Origin of the sequence: Segatella copri (genome assembly GCF_002224675.1) — a bacterium.
GTDB classification, from domain to species: Bacteria; Bacteroidota; Bacteroidia; order Bacteroidales; family Bacteroidaceae; genus Prevotella; species Prevotella copri_U.
The window spans coordinates 57,533-74,994 of sequence record NZ_NMPZ01000016.1 but is presented as its reverse complement, the minus strand read 5'-3'; the positions used below and the strand labels follow the sequence as shown (position 1 = coordinate 74,994).

Sequence of the window (17,462 nt, the reverse complement as noted above, 5' to 3'; positions counted from 1 at the left end):
CGAACTTTATGAATATTGCATTATTGACTGCAGGCGGTGTTGGTAACCGTATGGGACAGGATATCCCAAAGCAATTTATGACGATTGATAACATACCTGTTATCATCTATACTATGCAGGCATTCCAGAGCCATCCTCAGATAGACGCCATCTGCGTGGTGTGCCTCAAGGGATGGGAAGTGGTACTGCAGGCGTATGCCAACCAGTTTAACATCACCAAGCTGAAGTGGATCTTCGAGGGTGGTGACAGCAATCAGCATTCCATCCGCAATGGTTTGTGGGGCTTGCGCGATGCCGGATGTGCAGAGGATGATATCATATTGGTACACGATGGTGTGCGCCCGCTGGTGGCAGAGCGAATCATTACCGAGAATATCGAGAAGTGCAGAAAGTATGGTTATGCCATTACGGGTATGATATGCAAGGAGGCTATCATGCAGAAGGTGGATGACTGTGTGAAGAATATCGACATCCCACGCGAGCGGCTGGTTCGCACCCAGACTCCCCATACCTATCCTCTCGGCACTTTGCTGAAGGCGCACGCCGAGGCTGATGCCAAGGGTATTGACGGCACGGTGGCATCCTGTACCTTGATGGCTGAGCTGGGAGTGGATAACCAGCACCTGGTGATGGGATCTGAGAAAAACGGATTGAAGCTTACCCAGACGGAGGATGTGGAGCTGTTTAAGGCATTGAAGCATACCACCAAGGATGAGTGGCTGAAATAGATAATAGGTTCTGCCGATATAAGTTGAAATAGATAATAGAAGGAAATAGATAGTAGGATGAAACAGACAAATCTATATAATGAAGATGTAAAGGCGGCTTTGGCTGCGTTTGAGCTGCCATGGCAGCAGCTTTCGGGCAAGAATATCCTGGTGCTGGGCGCTACTGGATTGATTGGTGGCTGTCTGGTTGATATGCTGATGCAGCATGAGGAACTGGATTATCAGGTTTATGCTGCGGGTCGTAACGAAGAGCGGGCTAACAGGCGCTTTTCGGCGTATCTTGGTTCCGGACATTATCATTTTCTTCCTTTTGATGTTACGGCTCCCTTGTCGGTGGATATCTCTTTCGATTATATCGTGGATGCTGCTGGCGGTGCCTGTCCACAGCTTTATAGCGAGGATCCTGTGGGAGTGATGAAGTCTAATATCTTCGGTGTGGATAATCTGCTGCGCTTTGGACTGCAGCACGGCTTGAAGAAATTGGTCTATGTATCTTCCGGAGAAGTCTATGGCGAGGGCGACGGTCGTGTCTTTGAAGAAAGCTATAGCGGGTATATTGATCCTACTACGGCGAGGGCGTGCTATCCTTCGGCAAAACGTGCTTCCGAGACGCTTTGTATCTGCTATGCTCATCAGTATGGCATTGAGGTGTCCATCGCCCGTCCGAGTCATATCTACGGTCCGTTCTTTACAGAGAACGATAATCGTGTTTATGCCCAGTTTATCCGCAATGTATTGCGTGGCGAGGATATCGTACTGAAAAGTAAGGGGGAGGCGTTCCGTTCGTGGACTTATGTGGTGGATTGTGCGATGGCGCTGCTTTGTATCCTGCTGAAGGGCGGGAACGGTGAGGCATATAATATAGCCAATGAGGAGTCGAATGTAAGCATCAGAACCTTGGCAGAAACTGTTGCTGATCTGGCTGGCAGAAAGGTGGTCTTTGATATTCCCGATGATGCCAGTCATGGCAATACCACTCCTATTACCAAGGCTGTTTTTGCTACGGATAAGTTGGAAGCTCTGGGCTGGAAGCCGATTACATTATTAAAGGATGGTCTGGCTCATACCATCCAGGCTTTGCTGTAAATGATAGATTGAGTTTTTGCATGTGGCTTAAGAACGGGCTGAGGTCCAAAGAACCAGAAGCAATACGCCCTGAAAGGCTACAAAGAACCAGAAGCAATACGCCCTGAAAGGGCATAAGCTCCTAGCCCAGGGCATCGCCCTGGGTATAATAGTAGTCAACAAGACGCCCTGTAAGGGCAAAAGCTTTGTATATTACTTGGTACTTGAAAGCTTTTGCCCTTACAGGGCGGCAGGCTCGCGTCAATAAATCCCCAGGGCGATGCCCTGGGCTAGGAGCTTCTGCCCTTTCAGGGCGTGCTGCTTTTTGTGTAGTTTTTTAACAACAAGACATACGTCTTAACTCCTTTAACTCCTTAACTTCTTAACTCCTTTTCCTTAGTTCCGGCAGGATGAATATCGAATGGAACTCGCGCTTTTCTACTGGTGGAATCTTCATGTAATCGCCATAGAGGTCGGTGAGGTAGGAATCGGGATTGCATGGCGCAGGGAATTCCTTGCCCTCAAACTTGATGGTACCCAATGGCTTGACTGCCTTCTTGTCGAATGAGATGCCTCGGCCATTCAGGAAAGGAACATCAGAATAACGGGTCTTCTTTCCGAACAAGCCTACTACCTTCCATAATGCACTGCACAGACAATACTTGCCTCCGAAATAGAAGAACTCAGCAAAGGAACGCAGAGAGTAAGTGTGTCGGTGGTTCAGGATAGAATAACTCTTGGAGATACCCTTTGTCAAGGTCTTGATCCACGAACGGGGAATGTCTGGATAATCCACAAAAGGGAAGATATCCACAAAGATTCCCTTTACATAAGGCTGGCAGAAATCGTCACCCTGTTCAATATAGAGAGAGTTGCAGTCGCGGATCTTCGTGATAGGCTCCTTGCTTCCCGGATCCGATTTGGGGGTCTGCAGATAGAGCCAGTCGGGCAGTTCCTTGGGGGCAATCTCCTCGAATCGTTTTTCATCTTCCAGCGACATACCGATATCGATATCGTCATCCCAAGGTATGAAACCGCCATGGCGTACGGCTCCGAGCAGGGTACCGCCATCCAGCCAGTATTCTATCTTGTGGCGCTTGCAGATTTTGTCTATTTCTTCCAGAATAGCCAGCTGCTTGAGTTGGCATGCCCGCAGATTCTGCTGGCTATATTCTTTGATTTCTTTGTAAAAGTCCATATTCTTTATATTTTTATTGGGAAGACCCGTATGGGATCTCTCCCCGGATTATAAGAAATGCGTAATGATTAATGTGGCATTGTATGCCCAGAAGTAGATGGCGAGGAAGAGAGTGACTCCTCTCATCGCATTAGCCAGTTTGGGTTGAGCCTCTCTGAATGCATAACCCATGGTGAATGGGATGACGAACATCCAGTGGGCTGCCATGATATATACCTCGTTGAGTCCGAAACCGAGCACCAGGTGAAGGAAGGCATCGAATGCCGCACAGCTCAGACACATCCACATCAGACGGGAGTGTCTGCTGTAGAAAACACCGGCTGCAAAGAGCAGGAAAACGAATGCTTCGAAGAGGTAGCTGATGGCCCAATCGTATCGGATAAAGGTTGGGCGCGATACGCTCAGGTCTTTGAGCAGTTCCTTCTGATGCAGCTGGATGCCTTCTCCAAAGAGGTTTTCTACGATGGATTCCATTCGGGGGGTAGAAACATCGGTCCATTTCAGGAATGGCATATCGGATACCGATTTGCCTCGATGAGCATCCATCCACGCATCGTGAACGGCATTCTTTTGGGCAATATCGGGTCTTTTCGGCATCAGCTTTCTTTCTATCTCCTTGCCTTTTTCCTGCTGAGGCTTGACGATGTATTCGTTCTGATAGTAAAAACTGCCGCCCATGATGAGGAGCGGGAGGATGAAGGCGATGGCAAAGAATCGGGGGGAGAATACCTTTCTGCCATTACAGAAAAGCGACATGATGCCGGTCTTTACGCCATTGCTCAGCGATACTCCTGCCGTGGTAAGGAACAGCAGACTAGCCTGCCATGCCTTGAGCTGTTTGCCCTGCGCCATACAGGTTCCCACCATATAGATGCTGACCAGCAGACAGAGCATGGAAAAGCAGAAATGATCGGGTACCATCGTGGTGAGCATGATGGAGGCAAAGGAGAAAAAGAATGCCGTGAGAATGTAGGCATCCAACCGGCATAGCTGGATGAGCTCCCGGCAGATGCGGAAGAAGAATACGGCAGAGAAAGTGGCGCTGATGACGAGCATCACTGCCATGATGAAGGTGGCACAGTTGTGATGAGTCCAGCCCATCAGCCAGTCGTTGAGACAGGCTCCGGGATAGAGTAGGGCGCCAAAGAGCGGATGGCGTGACAACTCAAAGTATATCTTTTCGTTGGAAAGAAAGATATACGAGTAGGCATCGAAACCGGATACCGTGAAATGCTTGTAGAAAATACTCCAAAATCCCAGTTTGCCAGCCTTGAAAAAGTTAGCAGGATAGGAATGGATCAGCACGGTATTCAAGCTGGCGAATACCAGCATCGAAACTAGTGCAAGAATCCTTTCTTCTTTCTTGATTTTAAAAATATTCTTCATCGTTTTATTCTTATTTGGCTGCAAAGTTAGTGTAAAAAATTGATTGTGGGAAGAAAAATGAGGAAATATTTCATTCCGGCTGGATTTTTGTGGCGGTTTATTTGGCATTGTCTGCTTTTTAGGTTATCTTTGTCTCCCAAAAAACGGATGATGACAGATTCCGACAATTGTGTATCGTTAACGAATATCATAGATATGAAACAGCCAGCTAAGATTGATGTCGCCGTATTGATGCTTTTCTTCAATCGTCCCGACAATTTTCAGAAAGTGTTTGACGAGGTGAAGAAGGCTCGTCCTGCCCAGTTGTTCCTCTATCAGGATGGAGCAAGAGGTGAGCGGGATGTGCCGGGTATCGAGGCATGCCGGCAAATAGCATCAGATGAGAATATTGATTGGGAGTGTGAGGTGCACAGATCTTATCAGACCAAGAACCAGGGATGCGATCCATCTGAGTATCTCTCACAGAAATGGGCTTTCTCGATAGTGGATAAGTGTATCGTGCTGGAAGATGACGATGTGCCTTCCCAATCTTTCTTCCCTTTCTGCAAGGAGATGCTCGACCGCTATGAGCACGATGAGCGTATTGCCATGATTGCCGGATTCAATGAAGATGAGGTGACACCCGACTGCGAGGACAGCTATTTCTTTACTTCAGTCTTCTCTATCTGGGGATGGGCATCGTGGCGCCGTGTGGTGGACAAATGGGAGGGTGACTATGCCTTTCTGCGCGATAAGCAGGCGATGCGACAGTTGGAATCGGTGGTTCGCCAGCGTGGGCTCCGTAAGGACTTCATCCCGATGTGCAGGGATCATGCCCATAGTGGAAAGGAGTTTTATGAAAGCATTTTCTGGGCTTCGATGCTGCTGAATTCCAGCCTTGCCATTATGCCATGCAGGAATCTGATCAATAATCTGGGTCTCTCTGATGACTCTACCCATTTCTCGGGCAGCATGAAGACGACTCCGAAGGCTTATCGCAGAATCTTCACCATGAAGCGCCATGAACTGGAGTTTCCGCTGAAACATCCTAAATATGTAGTAGAAAACGTAGATTTCAAGGAGCGGGTGTACAAGATCAATGCCTGGGGCCACCCATTCATCAAGATGTCACGCTCCCTGGAAGAACTCTTTCTGAATCTGAGATATGGTAATTTCTCCAGCATCTTCAAGGCGATGGCTCGCAGATGTCGAAAGATGATTGGAAGAGATAAACACGCTTGATCTCTTCCTAGCAGAAATATCCGATAATCAGAATACCATTGTATATCAGCAGTGCCAGACCCAGGACGAGCAATACGCCTTTTAGGCAACGGCTGTAGAGCTGCTGTCGTTTTTGCTTCAGAAGGAAACCGATGGCTATCGGAATGGCGTATATCCAGTGCCCCGCCATGATATATACCTCGTTGAGACCGAAGCCGAGTCCGATATGCAGCATCATATCTAGACCGAAATACGACATCACCAGCCAGAGATACTTGCTCTTTCTGCCCGCCCAGATGCCGGCAACAAACAGCAGCATGATGACTGCCTCTACAACATAATTGATGGCGTATCGGTATTTCACGAACATCGGGCGATGGCGCAATTCATCTTCCAGCACATAATCCTGATGCAGCTGGATAGATTCGCCCATCAGATTTTCGATGATCGACTGTGTGCGGGAGCTTGTAGCATCCGTCCAGTTCATGAATTCACCTTTCATGATAGGGGCACCTTGCTTAGGACCCCTTTTCTTTTTGGCTTCTTTCTTAGCCAGTTCCTTTGCCTTCCGAATGCTGTCGTTCTTGGCTTTCTGGGCTATCTCCTGGGCAGAGATAATCTTCAAGCCTCTTTTGATGGAGTCGTTTGTCAGCGAATCACGGGTATGCTTGATCTGTGCCATACGTTCCTGTCTGGCTTTCTTCTCAGCCGCTTTCTTGGCTTTCAGTTCCTTGCGTGCCATCTCGTTAGGCCATACGAAGACGCGGTATTCCCATCTGCAGAATCCCCACAGCAGGGCTGCTGGCAGGATGACTGCCAGGAGAAGATGCTTAGGGCGGAAGAATCCCTTTCCATTTACGAAGAATGCAGAAAAGAAAATCTTCAATCCGTTATTGAGCGATGTGCCGGCTGTAAGGATGAAATATACCACGCTCTGCCATATCTTGAGCGGATGGTGATGTTTCATTCTGAGACCGGATACGTAGAGTGCCAGGATGAGCAGCATCATGGAGATGACGAAATGGTCGGGCACGATGCAGGTAACCATCACATATCCGAAGGAGAAGAACAGCAGGGTAAGGATATGAGATGCCGCCTTGTCGAGATCCATTACCTCCCGGAAGATTCTTTTCAGGAAGAGGGTGGCATAGAATCCGCAGAATATCTGGATGACTACCGCGATGAAAAGGGCACAGTTGTAGCCTGTGAGTTTCATCAAACCCACATTGATGAGGTAAGGAATATACATATAGAAGGCGAGCAGCGGATGGCGATATACATTGTATGCTGCATTCCAGTCGCTCAATACCCAGTAGGTAAGCGGGTCGAAGCCCGATACGCAGAAGTGGCGGATGAAATTCTTGTAATAATCATCCGTGATGAGGGTGAAATGACTGGCATAGCGGGCTATCACTACACCATTCAGAACGGCAAGCGCCAGAAAAATGCCCAGGGCGAGCCATCTTTCTTCTTTCTTGATCTTGAAAATATCGAATATCTTTTTCATATCTTTCTATTTCTTTCAAGTTTTAAGAGGAATCATCTCTTTGTCTTTCTCTTTCTAGTTTTCGGAGATTCTTTTATTTCTTCAGGAAGAATCTTACTAATAGGAAATTAACGGGAATACAGATACAGAGGGTAGGAATCATCGCCCACTGTTTGGCGAGCCCCAGACCAACGAAGAGGTTGAGGCAGACGGTTTGCATCGTATAGTTTACCACATGTGAGAGGGTGAAGCCGGCACCTCGCTTGGCGTTTGCCTTCACCTTGAAGGTGTATCGGGTGCTGGCGATGAAATTGAAGATGAAGCTCACGATGTAGGCGATGGTGTTGGCTGTGGTAGCCAGACTGTGATCACCCATTTGTGGAATGAAATGGTTCAGCACCGGCATCATAGCCAGATAGATGACATATTGCAGCACCGTAGCCAGTCCGCCTACGATTCCGAATCTGATGACTTCGCCTAGCTTCTCCCGTCTGGCATCATCCATATTATTAATCTTGTTCTTGATATTCATTGTTTTATCTTTTACGGCGTGCAAAAATACGCTTTTTTCCTGTTTCTAGCAAATATTCTTTCTACAAAATATTAATCTGCCTGGATTTATCTTAATAGTTTCCCTTTTCCGAAGAGATATGCCAGTTTGGTCTTCTCCATCATCTTGGCAATGAGCAGGCTGCCTGTAATGGCAAGGAGGATGGTGACGGCAGCAAACGAGATTTCGCTCGGATCCCAGCTGAAAAGGGGATGATAGAACTTCGCAGCCATCGTAAAGATGGGGTGGAAGAGATAGATGGGCAGCGTATTGCGCCCTATATATAATAAGGTGTCCTTGATTCTGTTGGTCACCTTTGCTACTTTTCCTATCTTCGGACTGATGTCCTTGAAGCGTTCTGGGGCATCGAGCAGGTGTTGCAGGAACAGCAGGGTGCTGATGCAGCACCAGCAGGAGAAGACGATAGCCAGATTTCCCCAGTCGTACCAGTCATCGTGGTAGAGCAGATAAATCCATAGGAAGATGGCGAAAAACTCGTGGCGGAACAGCCTGCTCCATTCCGTTTTGCTCTGTCGGATGACCACGCCGATGAAGTAATAGGCAGCTGCACTTGCCGATAGGGCAGGCGTCTCCGATATCAGGAGCAGCGTAAGTGCGAAGACGAAAAGACTGGCATAGGTATCCCTTTTTGTATAATTCTTGCGTAAATCATTCCAATTCCTTCCGCTGAAGCAGAAATAATAGAGCGTTCCGCAGATAATCATAGTCTGGATAAACCAATAGGGACCGATGGAAGTGATGAAAATCTTCTCGCCTATCTGGGAGAGGGAGAGCTCAGTGATGCCATCTCTCACCGGCATGTAGTAGGAAAGAACCGAAAATCCTGTCACCATGATGACATAGGGTAGGGCGAGGCATTTCAGATAGTTTCCCATCTGCCTGCCGGTCTTCTCGATGTTCACGAGATAGCCCGTGATGATAAGGAAGGTAGGCATCATAAAGGATAGAATGCCTGCCTTCAGCTGGGGATATGCGTTGCCGAAGCTCACGATATGAATCAATATCATGAGGACAATGAGGATGGCTCGAATGAAATCGAGATCGGTATTTCTTTTCATCTGATTCCTTTTGATTTATTTGTATCTATATCCGTGACTTATCTTTCTGGAAGACTTCTTCCGGGAGTGATTATTCTCCGAAAGGCTTATTCCCTGGATGGTTTATTCTCTGAAAGGCTTGTAGTGCCCCTTGTCGGCGAAGACAAGCATCTCCTTGTCGCCACGGCTGTCGCCGAAGGCTTCTATCTCATAGAGAGAGCGGTCGGGAAAAGTTCTGTCTCCGGTATCTGCTGTTCGGGATGCAGAAAGGGCTTCCGTGATTCGGCATACTTTCTCTGCTCCATAGCAGTTGTTGCTCTTGAAGCGTCCCGTCAGCTTGCCGTCTTCTACTTCTATCTGTGTACCAAGTACCTGAACGCCTTTCAGATTGCGGATATCAAAGAAGGGGCGCACCCAGTTGTCGATGCTGGCACTTACGATGAAGACCTGAGCTCCAGCTACCAATGCTTCATGTACCAGGGTGATGCCCTTAGGACGGAGCAGATGCTGGTTTTCTTCTGCAAACCCACGGCAGAGAGCATCAAATTTTTCGATGCGCATGCCGGCGAAGAGGTGGGCGAAGATCTGCTGCTTCGCCTTCCAGTTGGGATACAGGTGCAGTTTCATCAGCACCAGCAGTGGGCTGTACATCAGGAAAACCATCAGGAAGCGGCCTCTGCCTTTGGCATACTTGATGAATTCGAGCAGGGTATCACTCGTTGTCAGTGTTCCGTCGAAATCGAAACAGTATAATTTCTTCTTCATTTCTTCTTCTGTGTTTAAGTTGTTCTCTTTAATAAAGATATCCTCTTAATAAAGATATCCTCTCCTTATTCAATGTAGATAAGGAAGAGGAAGGAGAGTAACCAGGCGAGAACGATAAACTGGGTGATTCGGTCTCGCAGAATAATCTTCGTAGGGTCGCCACTTTTCTGGTCAACCACTGCAATCTGGATGTATCTCAGCAAACCTACCAATACAAATACGCTGGTAAGATAGAGGTATTCGGTATGGAAATTCTCTATTACTTCTGGGCTCACCGTGTACATGATGTAGCAAACCAGGGTAACTGATGCCGTGATGGTGATAGCCTGATTGATGAAGGTGAGGTTGTATCGGCTCGTATTCTTGCGTGGCGCCTCGCCCGTCTTTTCCATTCGCAGCACGTCATCGCGGCGCTTGGCAAAACTCATGAAGAGGGTGATGAGGAAGGTCATCAGTACTATCCATTTACTGAGTATGATGTGCGTAGCAACGCCACCCGCCAGCAAGCGGAGCACAAATCCGAATGCCACAATGCACACGTCAATGATGGCATACTGCTTGAGCTTGGCGCAATAGCAGAGGTTCATGACCCAATAGAAGGCGATGATTCCCATCGTCTCCCACGAATCGAGCAGACTGCATACCCCCATTGAGAGGATAAGCATCAGAAACATCAAAGCGTAAGCCTGCCTGATGCTTACGGCTCCTGATGCGATAGGGCGGTGACACTTCACCGAGTGGCGGCGGTCTGCCTCCACATCATGGATGTCGTTGAAGCAATAGATGCTCGATGCGGCAAAGCTGTAGGCAAAGAAAGCGATCAGACCCGCCTGCAGGGCATCTGTATGAAACAGGGCACCGCCAAAGAAGAGGGGCACGAAGATAAACATATTCTTGATCCACTGCTTCGGGCGGATCAGGCGCATCAAGGCAGCCAAGCCTTTGCTGTCTTTTATTTCATTCTCGTTCATAAAAACTTCTTTTATTTAATCTAAGATGATTCTTTTTATTTAATAATCTGAGATAATTCCTTGGAAATCCATTCTGCAATCTTGCTCAATATCCAGGAGAGTGGCAGGGTGATGGCGATGCAGAGGATGAAGGTAGGCCAGTATCCCAAGTGATGAGGCTCGATATAATGGAGCACGAAGTGGATGTGGATGAGATAGCATTCCAGACTCAATGCTCCTACCAGCATAAAGCTGCGGTTAAACCATCCTGGGGTACGACGGAAGATGCGGTTCAGGAGCAGGATGCTCGTGATGGTGAGCGGGATGTAAAGCATACGCTCCAGGAAGAGCGGAAACATGCCGTGCTTCTCCTGTTCCAGGAAGATGCTTGCGAGCAGCGTCATCAGGAACATCAGCCATATCATCCAGATGCTGGCACCATCAAGCGTCTGCTTCTGGCGCACCATCTCGCCCATATTGATGCCGATGAAGAAGATAGGTACTCGGCTCCAGAAGATTTCCAGATGGCCTACAGCTTGATGAATCGGTGTGACGTATTGCACCAGGATGCACCACATGATCATCACCACCGGCAGCCATTTGTAGATGGGGTGGCGCTTGATGAGTTCCATATAGGCAGGGGCGAAGAGATAGAGCATCATGGTGGCTGGGATGTACCAGAAGGTAAGCTCGTCGTATCGCCAGAAATTCCAGTTGATGGTAATCTCGCCTATCAGGTTGATCCACGCCTCGAGGTCTCCTCCCCGGAATCGGGGAATGTAGTAGAGACAGGCGATGATGAGCCACGCCGGGTAGATACGCAGGTAACGGCGGATGAAGAAATGCTTGGCAGAAGGATTCTTCATCCAGGAAAACCACAGGCCGATGCCGCTGAGAAACAGAAACATATCTACTCCTACATTGCCCATGCGGCGCAATCCGAAGAAAGCGTTCTCTCTAGGCAGTGCTACATGAAAGAGAATGATGAAGAGCATGGCGGCTCCCATCAATTCACCGCGATATCTGCTGATATTCGCCAGTTCTATATCTTTTATCTTCATGATTTTCTTTTAATATTTCGGGTTTGGAATCTTCTTCATCAGTTGGGTGAAGAGCCAAGCCAGGCAGATGCTCGATATGATGTAGAGCAGCAGTCCGGCATAGATGTCTCCATGACGGCTGATGGGGATGAATATCTTGCGGGTGATGGGATGGGTGACGAAGAGGGCGGCTGAGATGACGCCCATCCATTCCAGAACCTTGTAGATGCCCGACAGCCAACTTACCTCCTGCAACAAATCGGCTACAAGCACACTGAGCAGACAGATGAAGAATGGTACGAAGGTCCATCCTATCATATTGAGACTCAGACTGTAGATCAGCGAGATGCAGAATACGCAGCCGAAGATATTGGTTACAGGAGAATGGAAGGTCATCAGAATCTTCTCGCCATAGCGGGCGTACAGAATGCCCAGACCGAATGGCAGCATACCGCCCATGAAATTATAGCGGTAGCGGTTCATCGCCTCGCTCTCGGGATTGTCAAAGCCCAGCAGCAGCTGGATGCCGATGCAGAGAAGCATCAAGCCTACCGTCCATCCCCAATGCCGGCGATAGAGCAGCAGTCGATATACGATGTAAAGCTGCAGCATCAGACCGAAAAACCAGTAAGGTCCTGGCCAGATGATGTTGTCGGGGTTGGGCAATACATTGTTAAACATACCCAGCATCGATACGATGCCCAGCACCTCGTAATGGCGTGGACCCGGAGTGATGTAGTCTATCATCGTGAAAGCGATGAAACCCACGATCATCATCTTGAAGAGCTTCAGATAGTGATAGCGGATGAAGCGCAGAGGTTCGCGCCAGCTGATGCTCCAGGATTGCTTCCTGCCCGAAATGTTGTACATCTGAGCCTGCTGGTCGGCAGAAAGATGAGGCTTGGCTTCATACTTCATCACCAGTCCGTACGCACTCAGGAAGAGGAATACGGGCACTCCGTAATGACCGAAGAACGACAGCAGATGGACAGGCAGGTTGATGTCGGGATTCGCCATCACCTGCAGCAGCCAGTCGGTGTTGTGCTGGAAGAACTGATATTCATTCTCCTTGACAATCGGACCTAGCCAATGGCAATAGTTGTGTAGGAAGATGCCGATGATGGCAAGTCCTCTCAATGCATTGCATGCACTTCTGGAAAGTATGTTCTGATTCATTTCCTGACTCCTTTCTTTGTTTGTTTCTTACCTTGTTTCTTATCTTTTTTCTTGTCTTGCTTCTTTTCTTCCTGCTTAGCCTGCGTCTTGAAATATTCATCCCTCAGCTTGTCGTAGTCGGCAGAGTTCTTCAGGATGCGGGGGCGCATCTCGTTGTATTTCGGACTCAGGATATTGTTCTCATCCTTGTAGGTCGGAGTCTCTATGCCGGCAAGATACAGCAGCAGGTGCGGCAGGGCATCCGTCATCATCCGCTTGTCCTTGGTGGCACGTATCTGCCGGTAGATGGCGCGGTGTTTCTGGATGTATTTCTTTGAGCAGTAGATCCAGAAAGGAATCTCAAACTCATAGTGTGCCAGTTTCCAGTCGATGTTGGCGGAGTGGTTGCGGCAGATGAAGCCACGGTTTTCCTCGTAGCACTCCTCGCCATGGTCGGGCACATAGATGATGACGGCATCTTCCTTCTGGAATCGTTTCACGATCTCTGCCACGATGGAGTCGTTGTAGAGGGTGGCGTTGTCGTAATGACTCAATACCTTGCGCTGGGCATCGGTCAGCTCTGGGCGCTTGTCTTCGTAGCTGCTTGCCCAGAACTTAGCCTGGTTCTGGCGATAGCGCAGCTTGTAGTTCACGTGCTGCCCCATCAGATGGAAAATGGTAAGATTATGGTCGGTCTTGAATTGTTTCAGACTGTCATCATAATCTTTCAGCAGTCCATCGTCCAGTGCATGCAACTGGGTGTTTCTGTGGTCGAACTGCAGCTTGCTCAGTTCCGGATTGTTCAGGAAGAAGCCGCCGCTGAAGTCATATACCGCCTCCTTAGCCTGAGGCAGGAATTCGTTGGTGATGAAGGTTACGTTGTATCCTGCCTTGCGGAATACCTCCGGGAAGAGCGGATAGTCGCACCATTCTCCCTTGTCGCCTACCACATAGGTAGAGAGCATGTGCTTGAATACGAAGCTGGTGAGGTTCCAGCAGGTCACGACATCTGTAAACTTGGTGAGTTTCTTCGATTTCTCCAGCGCCGATTGGTTTGGGGTGGTTTTCATGAAGTAGCCATATTGCTGTGAATGATGGCGACCGTAGCTTTCGCCGATGATCAGCACGATGTTTGGCGAGCGGAAGCTGCAGCTATCTACCTTCACCTCGTGGGCTGCATGAATCAGTTGGGTAATCTGATGCGCTGCCAGCTGGTTGGCATAGATGCTGAATTGGAGGCGGTAGATTGGCAGATAGAGCACGGCGTGATCTTTCTCTGTGAGGGTGTGCTCTACCTCTCCGATGGTTCTTCCCGACATCAGCTTATGGTAAGCCTCCTTGTTGTGCCAGGAGGTGCAGATGGAAGTGATGAGGATAGCCAGGCAGAGGATACCGAAGGTGGCTGGCATGGCTGCCGTCATTCGCGGAATAGCCATCAGTCGCTTCTTGAGCGATGCCAATTCGAGTACGGTAACGAGGAAGACGTAGATCTTGATGAGCCGTTTTCGGAAGATGACGATGAGTATCTGCAGGAGCGCCAGGAGCAGAATCCAGCCTACGCTGCTGAAGAGCACTTCGACAGAGATGAGGGCAGAGAGGAAGCTGCTTGCCTCGGAACTGTTGGTTTCTCCCACCAGCATCAGCATAGAAGGATTGAGTGTGGAACCGAAATTCACGAAGCAGTAGGTATCGGCGGCAGCCGTGACATATAATATAATGTATAATATGGCACGCAGTCCCCTGCGCACCTTCTTCGGGAATACGGCGAGGATGGCGCTCACGATATAGAGGTCCAGGAACAGCTCCAGGAACATGTTCTCGTAGAGCGTTCCGTTCTTCGGAATCGTGATGAGTGAACTAACCATGCCCAGGATGTACATGGACACAAAGAAGTTGGCATTGCGCCTGATAGGGGCTGATGCCAGACTAAGACAGTTCTTGATGATTTCTTTCCAACTCATAGCTTTCTATTGATGATGTTTGCTATTTTTAGAGAATTGATGTTTTGGCACTCTTTTAGACTAAGAGCGCCTGATAGTTTTTGATGGCGAGGTCCTCGATGCATTCGGGAACCATACCTTCGATGCTTTTTCCGGTCTTGATGCATTCGCGTATCTCCGTGCTGCTGATGTTGAGCAGCGGGGTTTCTACGATGGTCACACCGGCAGGCACTTCGCCTATGCAGGAGCCTTGGCGGGGATAGACCACGATAGGGTAGTGGGCAAGGATATCGTCGTGATGGTACCACTTGTCGAATGCTGCCCAGTTGTCGCCGCCTATTAATAATGTAAACTCACATTCTGGATAATCCTTGCTGATGGCCTGCAGAGTGTGCCAGGTATAGGAAGGCTTGGGCAGGCGGAACTCATAGTCGCATGCCTTCAGCTGGGGTTCATTCTCCAGGGCCTTTTCTACCATCTCCAGGCGCAGGTGGTCATCGAGCAGGTCGGTAGTAGCTTTCTTGAATGGGTTCATGGGGGAGACCATGAACCACACTTCGTCCAGTCCCGCCTTCTCGCAGAGGCTTTTCGCCAATGCGATGTGGCCGGTATGGATGGGGTTGAAGCTGCCTCCGAAGATTCCTACCTTTTTCATTTCAATTATTCGCTCAAAAAGTCTTTTACTAGCTGATAAACCTCCTGCTGAGCTTTTTCCAAGTCATCGTTTACGACTACGTGGTCGAACTGAGGAGCGAAGGTCAACTCGTAGCTAGCCTTGGCAAGGCGCTGCTCGATTACCTCAGGGGCATCTGTGTTGCGGCCTACCAGACGGCGGCGCAGTTCCTCTACCGAAGGAGGTTGCACGAAGATGCTCAGGGCACGTTCGCCATAGAACTTCTTGATATTGACGCCACCCTTTACATCTACGTCGAAAATCACAGACTCGCCCTTGGCAAGCTGGTTTTCTACCTGCGACTTCAAGGTGCCGTAGAATCTATCCTGGTAAACTTCCTCATACTCCAGGAACTCATCAGCCTCAATCTTGGACTTGAATTCCTCTGGAGACAGGAAGAAATACTCTACTCCATTCTGCTCTGTGCCGCGAGGGGCACGAGAGGTACAACTGATAGAGAAAGCCAACTTCAACTCTGGGTGCTCTTTCATCAACCAGTTGACGATGGTACTCTTGCCGCTGCCCGATGGGGCGCTGAAAATCAATAATCCGTTCTTCATTTTTCCTTTTTTCTTTAGAGTGCATTCAGCACTTGTTCCTTAATCTGTTCCAGCTCATCCTTCATCTTCACCACGATGTTCTGCATTTCAGCCTGATTGCTCTTGGAACCTGTGGTGTTGATTTCGCGACCCATTTCCTGGGCGATGAATCCGAGCTTCTTGCCCACACCATGACCTTCCTCATTCATGGTCTCGCGGAAATACTTCAGGTGGTTGGCAAGGCGCTGCTTCTCCTCGCTGATGTCGAGCTTCTCGATGTAGTAGATGAGCTCCTGCTCCAGACGGTTCTTGTCATAATCCACATTCGGAATCTGCTGCAGACCGTTTACGATGTTCTGGCGGATCTTCTCCACGCGTGCCTTCTCGTATGGTTCAATGCTGGCAAGGAGAGCCTGGATATTATCCACTTTCTCGGTGAATTTCTTCTGCAGGGCAGCTCCTTCCTGCTTGCGGAAGTCGCTCAGATGGCCGATAGCCTCGCAAATTGCATTTTTTGCCACCGCCCACTCCTCGTCGGTTAATTCTTCCACATCAGTTTTGGTTGTTACATCAGGAAGACGCAACAAGGTGCTGTACCAATCGGTAGGCTCAGGAATACCTGTTTCAGCAGATATTTTCTTGATCTGCTGATAATAATTCTGAACAAGCGCACTGTTGATGGGAGTAGCATCTGTAGCTGCATCCTTCTCAATCCAGATGGAGAAGTCAATCTTGCCTCTTTCCAGGCTCTTAGCTATATACTGACGAATCTCCATCTCCTTCTCTCTGTAGAGAGGGGCGATACGTGTAGAGAGGTCAAGATTCTTGCTGTTTAATGACTTTATCTCTACATTAATCTTCTTTGTTTTGTAGGCCGCGGTAGCTTTTCCGAAGCCTGTCATTGACTGTATCATATAATCTTTCACGTTAAATTTCTGCAAAAGTACAAAAAAAGCGAGAAAATGCGTATATTTGCAACTTATTTAAGAATATATTTTTTAATTATGTCGTGTATTTTGAATATTGAGACGAGTACGGACGTGTGCTCAGTGGCAATTAGTGATAGTGGACAGGTGATTTTCAACCAGGAAGATCACACGGGTCCTAACCATGCAGTTAAGTTGGGTGTGTTTGTTGATGAGGCTCTTGATTTCCTCGATTCCCATGGTCTTCCATTAGAGGCTGTGGCTGTAAGTTGTGGTCCTGGCTCCTATACCGGATTGCGTATCGGTGTGAGTATGGCTAAGGGCATCTGCTATGGTCGTGGGGTGAAGCTCATCGCAGTACCAACCCTCGAATTGATGGCTGTGCCAGTATTGCTTGGCGAACATCCTGAACAGGAAGATGCCCTCATCGTACCTATGCTCGACGCGCGCCGTATGGAGGTGTATGCCGAAGTGCTCGACCGCTCCCTGAAGGTGGTTCGCCCTATCCAGGCTGATATCGTGGATGCTGAAACCTACAAGGAATATCTGGACGGGCATCATGTATATTTCTTCGGAAACGGTGCAGCCAAGTGTATGGAGACCATCAACCATCCTCATGCGCATCTCGTGGAGGGCATCGAGCCGCTTGCCAAGAATATGGCACCGCTTGCCGAGAAGAGATTCGTAGAGGGCAAGTTTGAGGATGTGGCTTACTTCGTACCATTCTATCTCAAGGATTTCGTGGCAAAGATGCCTAAAAAGCTTATCTAGGAGAGATGGATGGCGGGAGCATCCGCAGATTT

The 17,462-nt window shown here is 48.7% G+C and carries 17 protein-coding genes; 4 read left to right on the top strand and 13 right to left on the bottom strand.

The window, feature by feature from the left end; all coding sequences use genetic code 11:
* Window positions 1–8: 8 nt before the first annotated feature.
* Window positions 9–728 (top strand): IspD/TarI family cytidylyltransferase, encoded by a 720-nt coding sequence (locus CFT61_RS10640; protein ID WP_089544410.1) that lies wholly within the window; start codon window positions 9–11, stop codon window positions 726–728.
* A 57-nt stretch (window positions 729–785) separates the two neighbouring features.
* Window positions 786–1,814 carry an NAD-dependent epimerase/dehydratase family protein gene (locus CFT61_RS10635; RefSeq protein WP_089544409.1) on the top strand — a complete coding sequence of 343 codons (1,029 nt, stop codon included), beginning with the start codon at window positions 786–788 and terminating at the stop codon, window positions 1,812–1,814.
* 361 nt (window positions 1,815–2,175) lie between these two features.
* Here CFT61_RS10635 and CFT61_RS10630 read toward each other — a convergent pair whose 3' ends face one another.
* Window positions 2,176–2,991 carry a LicD family protein gene (locus tag CFT61_RS10630; RefSeq protein WP_089544408.1) on the bottom strand — a complete coding sequence of 272 codons (816 nt, stop codon included), beginning with the start codon at window positions 2,989–2,991 and terminating at the stop codon, window positions 2,176–2,178.
* A 48-nt stretch (window positions 2,992–3,039) separates the two neighbouring features.
* Window positions 3,040–4,377: a DUF6080 domain-containing protein gene (locus CFT61_RS10625; RefSeq protein WP_089544407.1), complete on the bottom strand. Its 1,338-nt coding sequence runs from the start codon at window positions 4,375–4,377 to the stop codon at window positions 3,040–3,042.
* Window positions 4,378–4,572: 195 nt separating this feature from the next.
* Here CFT61_RS10625 and CFT61_RS10620 point away from each other — a divergent pair, with 195 nt between their 5' ends.
* Window positions 4,573–5,598: a hemolysin activation protein gene (locus tag CFT61_RS10620; protein WP_089544406.1), complete on the top strand. Its 1,026-nt coding sequence runs from the start codon at window positions 4,573–4,575 to the stop codon at window positions 5,596–5,598.
* A gap of 7 nt (window positions 5,599–5,605) precedes the next feature.
* Here CFT61_RS10620 and CFT61_RS10615 read toward each other — a convergent pair whose 3' ends face one another.
* From CFT61_RS10615 to CFT61_RS10565, 11 genes are all read right to left on the bottom strand, one after another.
* On the bottom strand, window positions 5,606–7,084 hold the full coding sequence (locus CFT61_RS10615) for a DUF6080 domain-containing protein (protein ID WP_089544405.1): 1,479 nt from the start codon (window positions 7,082–7,084) through the stop codon (window positions 5,606–5,608).
* Between the two features lie 73 nt (window positions 7,085–7,157).
* Window positions 7,158–7,595 (bottom strand): GtrA family protein, encoded by a 438-nt coding sequence (locus CFT61_RS10610; protein ID WP_153097615.1) that lies wholly within the window; start codon window positions 7,593–7,595, stop codon window positions 7,158–7,160.
* 86 nt (window positions 7,596–7,681) lie between these two features.
* Window positions 7,682–8,692, bottom strand: coding sequence for an acyltransferase family protein (locus tag CFT61_RS10605; RefSeq protein WP_089544404.1), 1,011 nt, complete (start codon window positions 8,690–8,692; stop codon window positions 7,682–7,684).
* Window positions 8,693–8,794: 102 nt separating this feature from the next.
* Window positions 8,795–9,436 carry an HAD family hydrolase gene (locus CFT61_RS10600; RefSeq protein WP_089544403.1) on the bottom strand — a complete coding sequence of 214 codons (642 nt, stop codon included), beginning with the start codon at window positions 9,434–9,436 and terminating at the stop codon, window positions 8,795–8,797.
* Window positions 9,437–9,501: 65 nt separating this feature from the next.
* Complete coding sequence (locus tag CFT61_RS10595; RefSeq protein WP_089544402.1) at window positions 9,502–10,407, bottom strand: decaprenyl-phosphate phosphoribosyltransferase; 906 nt, start codon at window positions 10,405–10,407, stop codon at window positions 9,502–9,504.
* A 35-nt stretch (window positions 10,408–10,442) separates the two neighbouring features.
* A complete protein-coding gene (locus CFT61_RS10590) occupies window positions 10,443–11,447 on the bottom strand; it encodes an acyltransferase family protein (RefSeq protein WP_089544401.1) in 1,005 nt (334 codons plus the stop codon).
* Window positions 11,448–11,456: 9 nt separating this feature from the next.
* Window positions 11,457–12,602, bottom strand: coding sequence for an acyltransferase family protein (locus tag CFT61_RS10585; protein WP_089544400.1), 1,146 nt, complete (start codon window positions 12,600–12,602; stop codon window positions 11,457–11,459).
* Window positions 12,599–14,542: a phosphoethanolamine transferase gene (locus CFT61_RS10580; protein WP_089544399.1), complete on the bottom strand. Its 1,944-nt coding sequence runs from the start codon at window positions 14,540–14,542 to the stop codon at window positions 12,599–12,601. The genes CFT61_RS10585 and CFT61_RS10580 overlap by 4 nt, the downstream gene beginning before the upstream one ends.
* A gap of 55 nt (window positions 14,543–14,597) precedes the next feature.
* Complete coding sequence (gene nadD / locus CFT61_RS10575) at window positions 14,598–15,176, bottom strand: nicotinate (nicotinamide) nucleotide adenylyltransferase (RefSeq protein WP_089544398.1); 579 nt, start codon at window positions 15,174–15,176, stop codon at window positions 14,598–14,600.
* Window positions 15,177–15,181: 5 nt separating this feature from the next.
* A complete protein-coding gene (gene gmk / locus CFT61_RS10570) occupies window positions 15,182–15,754 on the bottom strand; it encodes a guanylate kinase (RefSeq protein ID WP_089544397.1) in 573 nt (190 codons plus the stop codon).
* A 14-nt stretch (window positions 15,755–15,768) separates the two neighbouring features.
* Window positions 15,769–16,647, bottom strand: coding sequence for a YicC/YloC family endoribonuclease (locus CFT61_RS10565; RefSeq protein ID WP_089544396.1), 879 nt, complete (start codon window positions 16,645–16,647; stop codon window positions 15,769–15,771).
* Between the two features lie 90 nt (window positions 16,648–16,737).
* Between CFT61_RS10565 and tsaB the strand changes: the two genes are divergently transcribed.
* Window positions 16,738–17,430 (top strand): tRNA (adenosine(37)-N6)-threonylcarbamoyltransferase complex dimerization subunit type 1 TsaB, encoded by a 693-nt coding sequence (gene tsaB / locus CFT61_RS10560; protein WP_089544395.1) that lies wholly within the window; start codon window positions 16,738–16,740, stop codon window positions 17,428–17,430.
* Window positions 17,431–17,462: the final 32 nt, after the last annotated feature.

Bases quoted from the DNA above. Each gene is read 5' to 3' on its own strand.
- CFT61_RS10640 (WP_089544410.1), top strand. From the start codon at position 9: ATGAATATTGCATTATTGACTGCAGGCGGTGTTGGTAACCGTATGGGA.
- CFT61_RS10635 (WP_089544409.1), top strand. From the start codon at position 786: ATGAAACAGACAAATCTATATAATGAAGATGTAAAGGCGGCTTTGGCT.
- CFT61_RS10630 (WP_089544408.1), bottom strand. From the start codon at position 2,991: ATGGACTTTTACAAAGAAATCAAAGAATATAGCCAGCAGAATCTGCGG.
- CFT61_RS10625 (WP_089544407.1), bottom strand. From the start codon at position 4,377: ATGAAGAATATTTTTAAAATCAAGAAAGAAGAAAGGATTCTTGCACTA.
- CFT61_RS10620 (WP_089544406.1), top strand. From the start codon at position 4,573: ATGAAACAGCCAGCTAAGATTGATGTCGCCGTATTGATGCTTTTCTTC.
- CFT61_RS10615 (WP_089544405.1), bottom strand. From the start codon at position 7,084: ATGAAAAAGATATTCGATATTTTCAAGATCAAGAAAGAAGAAAGATGG.
- CFT61_RS10610 (WP_153097615.1), bottom strand. From the start codon at position 7,595: ATGAATATCAAGAACAAGATTAATAATATGGATGATGCCAGACGGGAG.
- CFT61_RS10605 (WP_089544404.1), bottom strand. From the start codon at position 8,692: ATGAAAAGAAATACCGATCTCGATTTCATTCGAGCCATCCTCATTGTC.
- CFT61_RS10600 (WP_089544403.1), bottom strand. From the start codon at position 9,436: ATGAAGAAGAAATTATACTGTTTCGATTTCGACGGAACACTGACAACG.
- CFT61_RS10595 (WP_089544402.1), bottom strand. From the start codon at position 10,407: ATGAACGAGAATGAAATAAAAGACAGCAAAGGCTTGGCTGCCTTGATG.
- CFT61_RS10590 (WP_089544401.1), bottom strand. From the start codon at position 11,447: ATGAAGATAAAAGATATAGAACTGGCGAATATCAGCAGATATCGCGGT.
- CFT61_RS10585 (WP_089544400.1), bottom strand. From the start codon at position 12,602: ATGAATCAGAACATACTTTCCAGAAGTGCATGCAATGCATTGAGAGGA.
- CFT61_RS10580 (WP_089544399.1), bottom strand. From the start codon at position 14,542: ATGAGTTGGAAAGAAATCATCAAGAACTGTCTTAGTCTGGCATCAGCC.
- nadD (WP_089544398.1), bottom strand. From the start codon at position 15,176: ATGAAAAAGGTAGGAATCTTCGGAGGCAGCTTCAACCCCATCCATACC.
- gmk (WP_089544397.1), bottom strand. From the start codon at position 15,754: ATGAAGAACGGATTATTGATTTTCAGCGCCCCATCGGGCAGCGGCAAG.
- CFT61_RS10565 (WP_089544396.1), bottom strand. From the start codon at position 16,647: ATGATACAGTCAATGACAGGCTTCGGAAAAGCTACCGCGGCCTACAAA.
- tsaB (WP_089544395.1), top strand. From the start codon at position 16,738: ATGTCGTGTATTTTGAATATTGAGACGAGTACGGACGTGTGCTCAGTG.